The sequence below is a fragment of the Methanohalophilus euhalobius genome (assembly GCF_900215215.1).
Classification (GTDB): domain Archaea; phylum Halobacteriota; class Methanosarcinia; order Methanosarcinales; family Methanosarcinaceae; genus Methanohalophilus; species Methanohalophilus euhalobius.
The window spans coordinates 13,859-28,762 of sequence record NZ_OBDR01000009.1 but is presented as its reverse complement, the minus strand read 5'-3'; the positions used below and the strand labels follow the sequence as shown (position 1 = coordinate 28,762).

The 14,904-nt window shown below is 45.0% G+C and carries 13 protein-coding genes; 3 read left to right on the top strand and 10 right to left on the bottom strand.

Annotated elements, in window-relative coordinates; all coding sequences use genetic code 11:
- Positions 1 to 24: 24 nt before the first annotated feature.
- Genes CP947_RS07980 through argC form a run of 5 tightly spaced genes read right to left on the bottom strand, consistent with a single transcriptional unit; the run spans position 25 to position 5,539 of the window.
- Positions 25 to 1,347 (bottom strand): ADP-dependent glucokinase/phosphofructokinase, encoded by a 1,323-nt coding sequence (locus CP947_RS07980; protein WP_096712692.1) that lies wholly within the window; start codon positions 1,345 to 1,347, stop codon positions 25 to 27.
- Positions 1,348 to 2,823 (bottom strand): ADP-specific phosphofructokinase, encoded by a 1,476-nt coding sequence (gene pfkC / locus CP947_RS07975; RefSeq protein WP_096712691.1) that lies wholly within the window; start codon positions 2,821 to 2,823, stop codon positions 1,348 to 1,350. It lies immediately after the preceding gene.
- A 22-nt stretch (positions 2,824 to 2,845) separates the two neighbouring features.
- Positions 2,846 to 4,024, bottom strand: coding sequence for a bifunctional ornithine acetyltransferase/N-acetylglutamate synthase (gene argJ / locus CP947_RS07970; protein ID WP_096712690.1), 1,179 nt, complete (start codon positions 4,022 to 4,024; stop codon positions 2,846 to 2,848).
- A gap of 11 nt (positions 4,025 to 4,035) precedes the next feature.
- Positions 4,036 to 4,500 (bottom strand): CBS domain-containing protein, encoded by a 465-nt coding sequence (locus CP947_RS07965; RefSeq protein WP_096712689.1) that lies wholly within the window; start codon positions 4,498 to 4,500, stop codon positions 4,036 to 4,038.
- 19 nt (positions 4,501 to 4,519) lie between these two features.
- Positions 4,520 to 5,539, bottom strand: a complete 1,020-nt coding sequence (gene argC, locus CP947_RS07960; RefSeq protein WP_096712688.1) for an N-acetyl-gamma-glutamyl-phosphate reductase — start codon at positions 5,537 to 5,539, stop codon at positions 4,520 to 4,522.
- 62 nt (positions 5,540 to 5,601) lie between these two features.
- Here argC and CP947_RS07955 point away from each other — a divergent pair, with 62 nt between their 5' ends.
- Entirely contained in the window at positions 5,602 to 6,030 is a 429-nt protein-coding gene (locus CP947_RS07955) for a nucleoside 2-deoxyribosyltransferase (RefSeq protein WP_096712687.1), read from the top strand.
- A 5-nt stretch (positions 6,031 to 6,035) separates the two neighbouring features.
- Here the strand turns inward: CP947_RS07955 and CP947_RS07950 are convergent, their stop codons facing one another.
- The 4 genes from CP947_RS07950 to acs form a co-directional block, all read right to left on the bottom strand.
- Positions 6,036 to 6,629, bottom strand: a complete 594-nt coding sequence (locus tag CP947_RS07950) for a TIGR00296 family protein (RefSeq protein ID WP_096712686.1) — start codon at positions 6,627 to 6,629, stop codon at positions 6,036 to 6,038.
- Positions 6,630 to 6,643: 14 nt separating this feature from the next.
- Complete coding sequence (locus CP947_RS07945; protein ID WP_394328817.1) at positions 6,644 to 7,888, bottom strand: phosphoglycerate kinase; 1,245 nt, start codon at positions 7,886 to 7,888, stop codon at positions 6,644 to 6,646.
- Positions 7,889 to 7,959: 71 nt separating this feature from the next.
- Positions 7,960 to 9,027: a phosphotransacetylase family protein gene (locus CP947_RS07940; RefSeq protein ID WP_096712684.1), complete on the bottom strand. Its 1,068-nt coding sequence runs from the start codon at positions 9,025 to 9,027 to the stop codon at positions 7,960 to 7,962.
- A 17-nt stretch (positions 9,028 to 9,044) separates the two neighbouring features.
- The gene (acs, locus tag CP947_RS07935) at positions 9,045 to 11,138 is read right to left on the bottom strand and encodes an acetate--CoA ligase alpha subunit (RefSeq protein ID WP_096712683.1); all 2,094 of its coding nucleotides are present in this window, start codon (positions 11,136 to 11,138) and stop codon (positions 9,045 to 9,047) included.
- A 117-nt stretch (positions 11,139 to 11,255) separates the two neighbouring features.
- On the opposite strand from acs, the gene CP947_RS07930 reads away from it, so the two are divergent.
- Together CP947_RS07930 and CP947_RS07925 are read left to right on the top strand one after the other, a co-directional pair.
- Complete coding sequence (locus tag CP947_RS07930) at positions 11,256 to 11,822, top strand: flavodoxin family protein (RefSeq protein ID WP_096712682.1); 567 nt, start codon at positions 11,256 to 11,258, stop codon at positions 11,820 to 11,822.
- A 49-nt stretch (positions 11,823 to 11,871) separates the two neighbouring features.
- Entirely contained in the window at positions 11,872 to 13,614 is a 1,743-nt protein-coding gene (locus CP947_RS07925; RefSeq protein ID WP_096712681.1) for a chloride channel protein, read from the top strand.
- Here CP947_RS07925 and CP947_RS07920 read toward each other — a convergent pair.
- Complete coding sequence (locus CP947_RS07920; protein ID WP_243641568.1) at positions 13,595 to 14,875, bottom strand: tRNA (N(6)-L-threonylcarbamoyladenosine(37)-C(2))-methylthiotransferase; 1,281 nt, start codon at positions 14,873 to 14,875, stop codon at positions 13,595 to 13,597. The genes CP947_RS07925 and CP947_RS07920 overlap by 20 nt on opposite strands.
- Positions 14,876 to 14,904 lie beyond the last annotated feature (29 nt).

Below are 14,904 nucleotides of genomic sequence, written 5' to 3'. Positions count from 1 at the left end.
CACGGAATGGATAGCCTGAAATTTTCAGGATCTATTGCGTAATTCAAGCAAGCGCAGGAAAGAAGATGCAGTAAATGTATCTCCCAACCCAACTGTCACTGCCGGCTCATTGACCACAAGCGTGGGAATTGCACAAAAATAATACTCATTGAAGATACCACATATCCCAAAACCATACTGCCTGGCTCCAGTAATAGACTTTATTCTCTTAACCTGCAGGCTACCGTATTCACTGCGCTTGAATTGACTGCACCATTCCTCCAGTTTGGACCTGTCCGGCAATAATCCTGAAGAAGCAAAGTATGCCGCACACTTCAAACCAAAATCAATAGCATCTATTTTCTGCTCATTCAGGTTATCTGAAGCAGAGAGACAAAAGACAAAATCCCTGGTATGGACAACAAGGGCTCTGGCCAAACAACCTTTAATGCAATTGCGGGCCGCTTGGAACATTGCGGAAATATCCATTTCATGTATGCCTTCTATCCCAAAACCCATCTTCTGCGTCAGGGTTGCAAGTTCATCTTCGTTCAAACCCATAGAATCAACCCTTCCTGCAAGTTTAAGGAAAACATGCCTGGCGATATCCGATGTCGCAAAATGACCCAACTCAGCATGGATGAAAAACCCGGGCATCGAATTCCATTCATCAATCTGTGCAAGGACAGGAGATAACTTTTCCTCGAAAGAAGAACCATCCGGATAGGAGGGTTGGAGCATATGAAAACCGGATACAACTGCACCATCCATTTCCCCAATATATGCGGTTGCATATTGTTTGAAGAAGGAAGAAATTGTCATTTGAGGGTTGAATTTATCAAATGTTGCAATGAACCTGTTTTCCCGGGATACAGTTATCCTGCGGCCGTATAAGTCGAAATTATCCCCTTGACGAAAATCAAAAACAAAATGTACCGGCTCCTCTTCACCCCTCTGGCTTTCGAATTTTGGAGGCAGCACCATTCCCCTTTTTGAAAAAAGAGCCTCCTGTGTCCCGGAAAGATAAACAACATTGGGAACAATCATATCCACATTGAGCCCGGAGAGGACATTGGCCATTATACCCATATTCCCCCCAATTCTGATCTCTGCCCGGTCAAAAAAACGTTTCTTGAGAAAATCAAGAACATCCCGGGAATAAATGAACCATTCTGCACCCCTGCCATATTCCATACAATGGATAAGTCCGGCAAGGAAATCTTCGAGGGAATTTATGATATCCGGCTGGCGTTCGATCTTCATCAGCAGTTCCTTTTCATCCACCTCACCAAGGATGGATTCCACATCCCTGCCGGTTATCCTGTAAACTGCATCGATATTAGCGTTGTAACCGCAAAGGATATTCATTCAATCCTCCCGCGGACTGCACATACCTGCCAGCACAGCTGCAAAGGCACTTGCTGAAATAGTATCTCCTATACCTACCGTATCAACGGGATGATCCACCACCCTGGCCGGAATGATTAATACGTCATGATTGCGGGTGCAGATACAACCTCTTTCAAAATCGTCCAGATTACATTTTCCCTGCCTGACAAGATAGGCACCCAGTTTGTCAATTTGGTCCATTCCCTGTGTGGATATAGGTACATCCAGACCTGCTTTTATATCCTCAAAACTGTCTATCCCGCCCTGAAGGGCTCGGGCAGCGGCTGCAGTGGATGCAAAAAGCAGGGAATCAAGATGTTGTTCAATATCAATTGGACAATCTTTGGAAACAACACATATATAAAAGCCCAGGGAGTGCACATGAATCCTCTGCAATCTGAGTTCATGAAGCAGCCGGACAGCTCCTTCATAGAGGGCTACTATAGCATCTTCTCCCCTTTTGATTACCGAATATGCAAGTTCTTCATAACCCAATACATTCAATGCATTGGCAACTTCCACAGTATCAAGACCCAGTGAGTGGACATGATTGCGCACAATATCATTCAGAATTGCCGAACGAATGATTTTATTCTGTATGGAAGTGAATTCCACATGTATGCAAATATCGGGATTGGCTTTTTTTAACTGGCCTATTGCCCCTACCGCACGTTCTACATAATCCCTGTAAGTCATGCCATCTTCATATTCTTCTTTTATCATCTGGTAACCGGAGAGAATAGCCCCATCGACGGTTTTGCCCATCTCGGGAAGGTGCTCATAGACCTCATCGGACATATCGATACGAATCCAGGGCGGACGTGATGAAATGATCAGGCGGTTATCACGAGGAACTATTATCCTATCCTCGGCATATTTCACAGAGAGTCCTTTATTGAATTCTATAATCCAGTTGACCTTGGCTTTATAATCGGGATTGCAGGCCTCTGCAGGAGGAAGCAATTCCATCCTCCCCTCCCTGACAAAAGGATGTAAAAGATTAGGGGAGGATACAAAGTAATCCGCCTGCTCAGGGGAAAGCCAGGGGATATAAGCAATTACTTTATTCAGATCCATATTGGCAAGCAGATTGGATATTATCCCGGCCTGCCCCCCCATCCTGGCTTCATCAAAAACAAGATTATCGGTCAACCATTCATGGATATCAGTTGAATAGGTGGGAATTTCCGCAGCTTTACCGTCCTTCATTGCAATCAGGAGTCGTGCAAGGAAATCTACAGGAGAATCTATCTGTCGGGGATAGGAAAATATTCTCTGCTGGACAGTATCCACATCCACTTTCCTCAGCAGGTTTTCCACATCACCGGGACCAATGTGCTTGATGGCATCCACATTACTGTTATAGGCAACAAATATTCCGTTTACACAGTGAATATTTCGTGCAATCGACTCATAACTCTCAATGTATCTCTTATCCCACTCAGATATATCCATTCAAATTCCCCCTGAAACAATATCATGTAGTATATTCCGCATTAATACGCACATAGTCATATGTAAGATCACAACCCCAGGCAACCGCAGAAGCTTCCCCAAGTGAAAGGTCCACTGAAATTATGACAGTATCACTTTCCATTATGGATTTTAGTTGTTTGTTGGCAGAGATATCCGCCACATGACCGTGATCCACCAGAGTAACTGCATTTTTTCCATCCGAAAATTTCAGAGAGATTTTATCCTGATCAAGAGAGGCACCTGAATATCCAGCTGCAGCAACAACCCTACCCCAGTTGGGATCATGCCCGTATATTGCAGATTTTACAAGAGGTGACCGTACAATGGTTTTGGCAACCTTGCGTGCATCGGCCAGGTCAGAGGCACCGTTTACCTGTACTTCGATAAGTTTGGTAGCACCCTCCCCGTCTCGGGCAATTTTCTTCGCAAGTTCCACAAGGACATAATCAAGTCCTCTCTGGAAATTTGCTACATCAGGAGCTATTGAAGAAGCACCTGTTGCGGTTAACAGAGCCATGTCATTGGTACTGGTATCACCATCGACTACCATCATGTTAAAACTTGAATCGTTGGCTTTTACAAGACATTTTTTCAGTGTATCGGCAGAAAGAATAGCATCAGTATAGATAAAAGCAAGCATTGTTCCCATGTTGGGCTCGATCATACCGGAACCCTTTGCAATACCTCCGATACGTACACCACACTCCAGTTCTACAGCCACTTCTTTTTCCATCAGATCAGTGGTCATGATGGCTTTTGTAGCATTGCGGCATCCCTGAGGATCCGCAGAAAGTGCCCCGTAAACTTCATCCAGATGATCTTTTATCCAACCTACATCAAGAAAACGGCCAATCACACCGGTGGATGCAACTGCGATGTGGGAATCCTGAACTCCCAGTTTGCTGGCAGCAGCCTTTGCCATCTCACGGGCATCGGCCATTCCCTGTTCACCAGTGAAGGCATTAGCATTTCCGCTGTTTATAATTGTGCCTGCAATATATTTATGGTTTTCAAGATTGTCTCTGGTAAACACTACCGGCGCCGCTACAATCTTATTGCGTGTAAAAACGCCTGCGCAAGGACCCGCACCTTCAATCAGTGCAAGGCCCATGTAATCATCCTTCAAACCGGAAGCATGGACGCCACGTACCGCACATATACCGCCTTCAATTGCTCTCATGACCGCAAACCTCACAGACTACCCAGACCCCTGATGATATCTCCTCTGGTGATTATCCCTGTAAGTTTATCATTTTCAACCACCGGCAGGCGGTTTATCTTGTGTCTGGACATCAGGTGGGAAGCATCCTCAATTGAATCTTCAGGAGAGACAGTGAATACACCGGTGCGCATTATTTTGCGAACCGGCATTGAACCTACATCTGAAAGCATTTTTTTGGTATCTTCCCAGCTGATAAATTCCCGGATAGGGATTTCTATCACCTCAAAGGGACTGGGGAGCCAGAAGTCACCATGTTCGGGAGTTTCCAGCAGAGCCAGTAAGTCAACCTCTGAAAGTATACCTACAATCTTGCCGTTGTCCACTACAGGCATACCACTTATGTCATTATCCTTCAACGACCTGGCAGCATCACTCACATTGTCATCTGGGCTGCAATAAATCACATCACTGTTCATAATTTCTTTTACAAGCATAAATCAACCTCCAAATAAATCAGGGCGCAAGGCCCGCATTCCATAGACCATCGGTTTCCCTGAAACCACACATGAGATTCATGTTCTGTATAGCCTGTCCTGAAGCTCCTTTTACGAGATTATCAATTGCCGAGATAACTACAAGCCTGTTACTGTTTGTGTCAATCTCAAAACCAATATCACAGAAATTGGAACCACGTACATTACCCAGCGCAGGTATATCATCGACCAGTCTTACAAAGGGACAGTCAGAGTAAAAAGAATCGTATAGTTGCCGGATATCTTCTTCTGAGCATTCTTCATTAAGAAAGAGATGAGCTGTAGTCAGTATCCCGCGGATAGCAGGGATTACATGGGGAGTGAAATTAACACTATCAAGGCCACCAAGGCCATTCAATTCCTGCCAGATCTCCGCCCGGTGGCGATGGGTTGTGAGCTTGTAGGGCTGGATGTTTTCCGCCATGTTGGGGTAATGGGATGCCTGGCTTGGATTCACACCGGCGCCTGTTATGCCGGATTTGGAATCAAAAACTGCAATATCTGCAAGCCCTGCATTAACAACAGGAGCAGCTGCCAGGGTGGCTCCTGTGGGATAACAACCCGGATTGGAAACAAAGGTTTCCCCCTTTACCTCGGGATGCAACTCCACCAAGCCAAATACTACCTTACGGGGGTCATGGTGTTTAATGCCATAGACCTTTTCAAATTCTTCCACATCCAGACGATAATCCGCACTCAAATCCACAATAAGCAGGTCACTGTCAATAAGTTGAGGTACAATATCCATAGCACTGCCATGAGGCACTGCCAGAAATACCACATCACACCTCTGCTTTACAGCAACAGGATCAAGTTCTTCAAATTCAAGATCCGTCAAACCTGCCAGATGGGCATGTTTTTTGGATACATTTTGTCCGGCAAGTTTTCTTGAAGTTGCCATTTCAAGATTTACATGGGGATGATTGAGAAGAAGGCGCATCAATTCCCCCCCCGTATAGCCGGAGGCACCGATTATGCCTGCATTAACCTTATCTTTCATGTTTTAGTGTTATGTTTTACCACTAATTAAAGTTATTACCATACAGGCAGGCAAGGGAAACAATGAATTACAAAGAAATATACCTGGCAGGCCCTCTTTTTTCCGAGGCTGAGAAGAATTTCAATGAACAACTCACAGAGAAAATCGAAAGTGCAGGATATGACGTATTCCTGCCACAGAGGGATTCAACAGATACGAAAAGTATGCGCAAAGAACAGGATGCTGCAGAATTGTTCCGGAGAAATTCAGAAGCTATAGACAGAGCCGATCTTGTAATTGCTATACTGGATGGAGGCAGCGATGTGGATTCCGGTACAGCCTGGGAAATCGGCTATGCTTATGCTAAAAATATCCCGGTAATGGGGATGAGGACTGATTTTCGTACACTTGGAATCGAAGGTACGGTCAACCTGATGATAGAAAAAACCCTAATTAAACTAGTGTATTCAACCGATAAACTACTTACAGAACTTGAAAATATGAAAAGATAAGCAGTTTAGAACTGCTTTTCCACAACTTGCCCCTCAGGGGATTCTTCAGAAAAGACCTGTCCTTCAAACCAGTATACTTCAGCGCCTGTAAGCCATGCGTCCGGTGAAAGTCCGGCTTTTATGCAGGTGTGATTCAAAAAATCCACAGCATTAAATCCCTGCTCAGGGGCCACCTGTGGCAGAAGTAAACCCTGATAGAAACCCTGTTTGACTATAAGCCCATGCCTGCCTATCTCTATAAGACCGGGCAAATCTGCAGCAGCCGCATCAATCTTTTCAGGCGGGGTCAGTACAGTAACTTCGACCGTGATTACAGACATCTCCTGTAGCTTTACAGGAGGAAAACGCGGATCCCTTGTTGATGCTGAGATGGCAGAATCAACAATTGCATCCTTCAGGGATGAATCTGGATAGGGATGACCAATACAGCCTCTCAAATCTCCTTCCATGGAGAGGGTTACGAAAACGCCGCGCTCTTCTTCAAAGACCGGAGAGAGGGACATAGAATCCGGATCCAGCTTAGTACCGCTCTCAAGAAATTCAGTGATAGTATTGCGGGCAAGGTTTACCGCCATCTTGCCTTCATCCAGACCAAGCATAATATTACCTCCACTCAATCGTGTTTAGATATTATGACAGCAGCTTTTTTAAGGGCTTCGATTGCGGGTAGGGGAGTGCCTGCAAGATAGTCGATGCATGAGCCGCCTCCTGTACTTATGTGGGATAAACTGTGATCGAACCCCATATTCCGCACCTCGGCAGAAATATGCCCGCCTCCTGCAATGGAATAATCGGCTTCTGTGGCAGCTTTTACAATCTCATAGGTCCCCAGTTCAAATCCATCCTGTTCGGAAACCCCGGCTGGTCCATTGAGAATTACAGTGCCTGCTTGACTGATTTCCCTGGAATAAGCAACAATCGTTTCAATTCCTATGTCATTGATTGGGAGTACTGAATCCCCGACTTCTTCGACCGATACTTCGATCCTGCTGCCGTTATCATTCAATGCTACATCTATGGGTAAACCCACTTTTCCGTCAAAATCGTCAAGAATTTTCTTTGCCCTGTCTATCTGTTCAAGGTAGCCCTGGGATTCAATGAAATCCTTATTTGCTTTCCCGATATCAAAACCTGATGCAGCCAGCATTACATTTGCAACAACACCTGTCACAAGTACGCGGTCAGCGCCACCATTTGAAAGTACATTTTCAGCAACCTTAAGGGAATCGTCAACCTTGGCACCACCCAGTACAAAAATACAGGGTCTTCCCCCTCCCTTTATTCCCATGTCCAGAGAGGTAATCTCTTTTTCCATTAAACGGCCTGCACCACAGGGAAGGAGATGTGTAAAACCCATTAAAGAAAGATGAGAACGATGGGATACTGCAAAAGCATCATTCAAAAAGATGTCCGCAAGGGGAGCTAGATTTTTCACCATATGTGTGCTTGCATGCTCTTTGGCAGATCGTGAAATAGTTTCCTCAGAATAGAAACGTACATTTTCGAGCAAAAGCACATCCCCTTTTTCCATTGCTGCAATCCTTGAACGGGCATGAGAGCCGAAAATATCATCTACGTATTCCACTTCCCTGCCCAGATAGTGACTTAGTCTTTTTGCATGGGGTTGCATTGTTGTGAAATCACTTTTTCCCGCCCGACTTTGATGGGCAAGCAATACTACCCGTGAATCTTCAAGATCCTTTATTGTGGGAATGTGGCTGCTTATCCTCAGGTCATCCAGAATACTGCCCTCGGGGTCCATCGGGGTATTGATATCGACTCGCACCAGAATTGTTTTGTCGTCAACATCAAAATCATCAATAGTGAAATAATCCTTGTCCTGCACGGTATCCATCACCAGTCAACCTTTCCATTAACATAGGCTACTTCAGCCAAGCCCCTATATACATATCCATATTATATATGTTCTTATAAACCTGCTGAATCCAGTATAGAGTCAACATCCACATTCTCTTCAATCAGTCTAACGATTGTTTCAATCTTGGTCTTCTGCTGAATCCGGGCATGTCCGATTAGATTCTCCATTCTTTCTATCGTGGAAAGAGTGTCACCCTTTACAAGTACAACAACCACGCCTGCTTCATCAGCACTTCCAAGTACAGCTTCGCTGGGCCGGAGATTGCCCGTCAGGATCAATGCCCTTGCCCCGGCCTCTATAGCCGCCATCTGTATATCCGCGCGGTCCCCCCCAGTCACTACTACACTGTTTGGTGTGCGCCTGAAATACTTGATCGCTGAATTAACTTCCATAGCACCCACAAGATAATGTTCAACAAGTTTACCCATTTCCTGTGCACCCGTCAGGACATCCCCTCTCAAATCTTCCACAATTTCTGCTATAGAAACCGCTCCAAGTGTATGATCGCGGGGAATTACACCAAATACCTTCACCCCTTTCTTTTCAAGGAAGGGTACGACCATATCCCTTACCATTCCTAATTTGTCTTCTTCAACTTCATTGAGAATGATACCTGAAAGCATATTCCTGTCATCTATCAGTTCAATGTCACAGAGAATCCGGTCCACTGCACTAACCGAATCAAAACGGGTAATCAGCAGGATCTTACTATCCAGTATGGAAGCTACCTGGGGATCTGACAAATTGTACATGGCACCACTACCGATACCTCCTTCACCCTCTATGAGAACCATATCTTTACTCCTGGAAACTTCTGAATAAGCCTGTTTCAGGGTTTCTTCCAGGTGTTTTTCCACTCCCAGCAGAGCATCATTGATAAGATTCTCGGTAAGCATAATCGGAGTGATGCAACTGCGGGGGGTCTCAAGAGACAGCAGATTCCGCATTTGTTCTGCATCCTCATCGGAGAGAACACCATCAACATCAACCAGCAGGTTACCCACCGGTTTCATGTAGCCCACACTTTTTCCACGCTCTTTAAGAATCAAGCCAAAGCCACTGCATATCGAACTTTTACCAGAATAATTTTCAGAAGAACTTACAAGTATTGAAGCCATACAAACCCTCCCTTTTATCAATTTGATTCTTTCAATGTAAGACGCATATCCATAGCAAAACAACCTTCATCTTCTGGAAGGACCATCAACGGATTTATTTCAAACTCAAGGACCTGCGGGAAATCTTCCACAAGTCTGGAAACACGCACAAGGACATCCGCCACCGCATCCACATCATATGCTTTTTCTCCCCTTACACCTGTAAGTAAAGGATAGGAACGGATGGAAGAAATCATTGAGTGAGCATCCTTTTCATTGAGTGGGGCAAGCCTGAAAGATACATCTTTAAGGACCTCTACATATGTCCCACCCAGCCCGAACATAAGAAGCGGGCCGAACTGCACATCCCTGTTCATACCGATTATCACTTCCCGGCCACCTTCAATCATTCTCTGCAATTGTACACCTGTAATTCTTGCAGAAGGCATGTAGCGACCTACATCCGACATCATTGTATGATAGGCACGCCTGACATCATCTTTATTCATTAGTGAAAGCCGGATACCTCCAACATCGGTCTTGTGTGAAATGTCAGGAGACAGGACTTTCATAACTACAGGGTAACCAATCCTTTCACTTTCCTCCACCGCTTCTTCCACAGTGGAAGCCTTCCCGGTTTCCACAACTGGAATACCATAAGCTTTCAGAAGATCAAATGATTCAAGCCCCAGGATTTTTTTATCCTTTGCTGCTGCTTCATCGAGCAGTGCAGATGCCATTTTCCTGTCCGAATGAACCGGTTTGGGTAAAGGATAAGTTAAACTTCGCCTTTCCCCATAATCACACAGGGCACCCATACTGGCAACTGCTCTTTCAGGGAAGGTGTAATTGGGTACTCCCCCTGCTACAAGAATTGAATTGCCTTCCATAACCCGTGTACCTCCTACAAAACTGCAAAGTACCGGTTTATCAGAATTTTCCATTTTTTGAATTACAATCCTGGCGATGCTTGTCACATCAGTCATCGCCTGGGGAGAAGTCAACAGGATTACACCATCCACATTTGGATCTTTTAACACAATTTCAAGGGCATCACCGTAGAGTTTTGCACTTGCATCCCCCAATACATCCACAGGATTGTAGAAACTGGCAGCATCCGGCAGAAACTCACGTAAGCCTTCAATTGTTTCACCAGATAAAGAAGCCAGCTCCAGACCTTCATAATAACATGCATCCGCCGTGAGAATACCCAGACCACCTGCGTTTGTGAGTATGGCAATTCGCCTGCCTGAAGGGATTGGCTGGGTTGAAAATGCCCTTATGTAATCCAGCATATCTTCCAGCGTATCCGCACGAATCACACCGGCTTTATCAAAAGCGGCATTATAGGCCTGATCAGAGCCGGCAAGAGTACCTGTATGGGATGATACTGCCCGGGAACCGGCAGCTGTACGTCCTGATTTGACCAAAACCACAGGTTTTTTCCTGGAAACATCCCTGGCAATTTCAATGAATTGTGACCCATTTTTGATACCTTCCAGATAGGCTGCAATAACCGAGGTCGACGGATCGTCCCGGAATTCGGCCAGAAATTCGTTTTCCCCCAGATCAGCCTTATTCCCAAGGCTTACAAATTTGGAAAACCCCATTCCATTGGCTTCTGCCCAATCAAGGGTAGAAGTACATATGGCACCGGACTGTGACATCATTGCAATATTGCCCTCATATGCCATCGATGCAGCAAAAGAGGCGTTCAGACCTGCAACCGGGTCCATGATTCCCAGACAGTTGGGACCTACCATGTGAATTCTGTATTCCTTACAAATCTCCAGGGACCTGCGTTCAAGTTTAGCTCCCTCAATACCTGCCTCCTTGAACCCCGCAGAGATTACCACCACGTATTTCACACCTGCCTTTCCACATTCTTCCAGTGTAGGAGGCACTACTTTTGCAGGTACGACTACAACAGCAAGGTCCACTTCATCGGCCACATCAAGGATGGAAGCATAGCATGTAAGGCCCTCTATCATTTCCTCACCGGGATTGACAGGGTAGATATTTCCTCTGAAATCCTTTACAAGGTTGGAAAGGACAGCATTTCCCACTTTACCCTTTTTCCTTGATGCACCGATCACAGCCACTGAATCAGGATTAAAAAGACTGGATAACATGATTATTCCCGGCTCCCTCTTTACAATAAGGAGAAGGGCCTATGATTAATAAATTTATACCAAAGTCACCCAAAAGCTAATATCAACATAAACCTATACGAGCAGTCAGGTGATCTTATGAAAATTCTGGGCATATCAGGCAGTCCTAAAAAGAACGGAAACAGTGAACAAATGATAAACAGAGTCCTCGCCATGGCTGAAAAAAGAGAATTTAACACTGAGAAGGTATTCCTCTCAGGGATGGAAGTCAAACCCTGTATTGCATGCGGCAATTGCAGGGAAAGCGAGGAATGTCCTATCAATGACGATATGGAAAAGATCTATCCAAAACTGGATGAAGCGGATGCAATTATCGTGGCTTCCCCGGTCTATTTCGGAAGTCCCACTGCCCAGCTGAAGGCCCTATTTGACAGAAGCGTCCTGCTCAGGAGACATAATTTCAAGCTCAGCGATAAGATTGGTGCAGGTATTGCTATTGGTGGCTCCAGAAATGGGGGACAGGAAAAGACCATACAGGTAATCCAGGACTGGATGCATATTCATGGAATGGTTGTTGTGGGAGATGGCGGACATTTCGGCGGCATTGTCAAGAAGCCATTCAGCGAGGATGAGACAGGCACCAAGACACTGGACGATACTATTGAAAAGGTGTGTGACTTACTCGAAATGATGAAGAAAACATAAATAAGGAGTCCTTTCCTTATTACTTTCTTATTTATGAAGGCGACCTTTTTTGAATAACCTCAAAAACGAGTTACAGGATCGGTATTATACCGAAGGGTTCATTTCTAATTTCCTTGCCATAATAATAGGAATAATAACAGCCCTGGTTTTTGTGGCCTATGATCAGGTTACCTATTACTTTACAACCCTTTTTTTCAACACTCCGAATAATAGCCTGCCCATATATATCATCCTCCTCCCTGCTGCCGGAGGATTATGCGTTGGCCTTATATCCTATAAATTTATGAAAAAAAGTAGGTGTGGAGTTGCAGAGATTGTAGAGGCAACAGCTCTTCAGGGAGGGAAGATAAAGAGCAAATTTGCTTTTTATGAAGTATTCCTTTCAATGATCTCAATATGCACAGGAGGATCGGTGGGCAAAGAAGCTCCCGGTATACTTGCGGGAACCGGAGTAGGAGCTACGGTCGCCGACCTGCTGAAAAGTCCGGACAACCGTTTCAGGACATTGATTGCCTGTGGGGCTTCTGGAGGAATTGCAGCGGCATTTCATGCCCCTCTTGCTGGAGTGGTTTTTGTAGTAGAGGTAATTCTCGGAGAATTACAGACCAGGACACTTATACCGGTAGTTCTTTCTTCAGTATTTTCTACTCTTGTAACTGACATCATTTTTGGAATTCAGCCCATACAGGTTTCCTACTACGGGATGGAGAGCCCGTTCCGCGAGCCAGTACTCTACATTATTATGGGTCTACTTGCAGGCATTGTGGCTGCAATATTCATAAAGTGTACATATCTCACCCAGGATTCCTTTGAAAAACTCCCGATAAAACCCTATTTAAAACCAGCCCTTGGCGGACTTGTTGTCGGATGTATCGGTTATTTCTATCCCCAGATATTCGGAATCGGTTACGATGTCATCAAACAATCCCTCAACAACGAACTTGCCATGCAAATGTTGTTGATATTGCTTGTCCTGAAAATAGTGGCATTTGCCTTCACTGTTGGTTCAGGGGGTTCAGGGGGAGCGGTCGTACCAGCCCTTTTTGCGGGTTCCATGCTGGGAGGGGGTTTTGGAAAACTGGTGAATTATATTTTTCCTCTGTCCACAGCACCTGCGGGAGCATATGCCCTTGTAGGGATGGGGGCAGTTTTTGCGGGAGTTGTACATGCACCCCTGACTGCCATGCTTATCCTTTTTGAATTGACCCGTGATTACAGCCTTATCCTGCCCCTTATGTTGACCTGTGTAATCAGCAATGTAATATCAACTCACCTTCATGAAGAGTCGATATATACAGAATTGCTCAGGAGAAGAGGACACGTTATCAGAGCCGGTACCGAGGTAAATGTGATGGAATCGCTAACTGTAAGGGATAATATGGTAAGAGATGTTTTATTTCTTAATGTAAAAGACACAGCTGCCAATCTTCTTAATCTGATGCATAAAAGCAAACATGCAGGTTTTCCTGTACTTGACAATCAGGGAAAACTTGCAGGAATTGTTACCCTCCATGATATGCGCGACAAAGTAAAGCAAGGAGAACTGGAAAAACCGATCACCCAAATAATGAGTAAAAATGTTGTTACTGCGTATCCTGATGAATCCCTTGATATCGTACTCAAAAGACTGGCAGCCCATGATGTGGGCAGATTACCTGTTGTCTCCCGAAAGGACAGAATTACCCTGATAGGAATAATAACCCGCAGTGATATCGTGAAATCCTATGACCGGGAGATCGTTAAAAGAATGCAAACAGGTGAAAATGATAATCTTAAACCGGATGGCCGATAAAGTAACCCGGGGTTGCTTCATCTATCTTCAGCCTGCAACGTTGACCGGGACTAAATTCACCTGATTCAGGGATCACAACAGGTTTATAAGAAGCAGTGCGGGACATCAATCCTTTTACCTTTGCCTGTTGTGAGATGAATACATCAACTTCTTTTCCTACCATATCTTCCTTTTTTCCGAGTTTGATTTGATTACAGAGCCGATGGAGTTTGCCCGAGCGCTCCACAACAATACGTGTATCTATATTTCTGAATTGCAATGCTTCAGTGTGCGGTCTGGGTGTGTAACGTGAAATATTTACCTTATCGGGGCGATAGGTTCGAATCCAGTCCAGTGTAAGTTCGAAATCCTCTTCATCCTCCCCCGGAAAACCCACAATAATATCTGTGAAAAGGGTACTTTCAGGAAATGTATCCCTGAACTTTTCGACTATCCTGTTGGCCTGTTCCATTGTATGTTTACGTTTCATCCTGCCAAGCACTTTGTCCGAAGCTGACTGGATGGGAAGATGCAAAACTTTGTAGATCTTTTCACTGGAATAAGCCTCTAACAAGTCATCCAGAATTTCAAGTGTTGAAGCAGGATTCATCATACCCACACGTAGCCTGAAATCTCCGGGAATTGCAGTAATCCTCTCAAGCAGGGCAGGCAAATTAATTCCTTTATCCAAACCATACTGAGCATTGTCCTGAGATGTTAGCCAGATCTCACTGCAGCCCTCGTAAACAGCCTGCTCGATGTCTGTAACGATTGAATCGGCATCAAAGGAGTAAAGGGGACCCCTGGCAAGTGTAACAATACAATAGGAACAACGGTTATTGCAACCCTGTGATATCTGGCAGATATGGATATTCGGACTCGACCTGTTGCGGGGTACATTGAGTAAACCTTCAGGAGAATCATCAAAGACACTCATGGGCCTCAGTGAAAGTCCCCCCAGCCTTTCATGAACCCGGTTGAGAATTACTCCGAGCTTAAGAAGGGAATTCATGCCCAGGACATGAACCTCGGGATTATTTTCTAATATTTCGTCCATTTGGACCTGAGGCATGCAACCTGTAACAATTACTTCCCTGCCCTGAAGGCCCCATTCCTTGATCTTGTGCAATATCTTCTGCTCTGTAGTATCCTTGACTGTACAGGTGTTGCATATGATCACATCAGCTTCTCTTTCAGATACAAGCCTGTGGCCCAGCTCCACCGCTTTAGCCTCAAGGATCTCGGAAGAGGACTGGTTGGCCGTACAGCCAAAGGTTGCTATATGTATATTTAACAGAACAAAATCTCCAT

Bases quoted from the DNA above. Each gene is read 5' to 3' on its own strand.
- acs (WP_096712683.1), bottom strand. From the start codon at position 11,138: ATGTTATCCAGTCTTTTTAATCCTGATTCAGTGGCTGTGATCGGTGCA.
- CP947_RS07965 (WP_096712689.1), bottom strand. From the start codon at position 4,500: ATGCTTGTAAAAGAAATTATGAACAGTGATGTGATTTATTGCAGCCCA.
- CP947_RS07955 (WP_096712687.1), top strand. From the start codon at position 5,602: ATGAATTACAAAGAAATATACCTGGCAGGCCCTCTTTTTTCCGAGGCT.
- CP947_RS07980 (WP_096712692.1), bottom strand. From the start codon at position 1,347: ATGAATATCCTTTGCGGTTACAACGCTAATATCGATGCAGTTTACAGG.
- CP947_RS07940 (WP_096712684.1), bottom strand. From the start codon at position 9,027: ATGGCTTCAATACTTGTAAGTTCTTCTGAAAATTATTCTGGTAAAAGT.
- CP947_RS07930 (WP_096712682.1), top strand. From the start codon at position 11,256: ATGAAAATTCTGGGCATATCAGGCAGTCCTAAAAAGAACGGAAACAGT.
- argJ (WP_096712690.1), bottom strand. From the start codon at position 4,024: ATGAGAGCAATTGAAGGCGGTATATGTGCGGTACGTGGCGTCCATGCT.
- pfkC (WP_096712691.1), bottom strand. From the start codon at position 2,823: ATGGATATATCTGAGTGGGATAAGAGATACATTGAGAGTTATGAGTCG.
- CP947_RS07950 (WP_096712686.1), bottom strand. From the start codon at position 6,629: ATGCTTGGTCTGGATGAAGGCAAGATGGCGGTAAACCTTGCCCGCAAT.
- argC (WP_096712688.1), bottom strand. From the start codon at position 5,539: ATGAAAGATAAGGTTAATGCAGGCATAATCGGTGCCTCCGGCTATACG.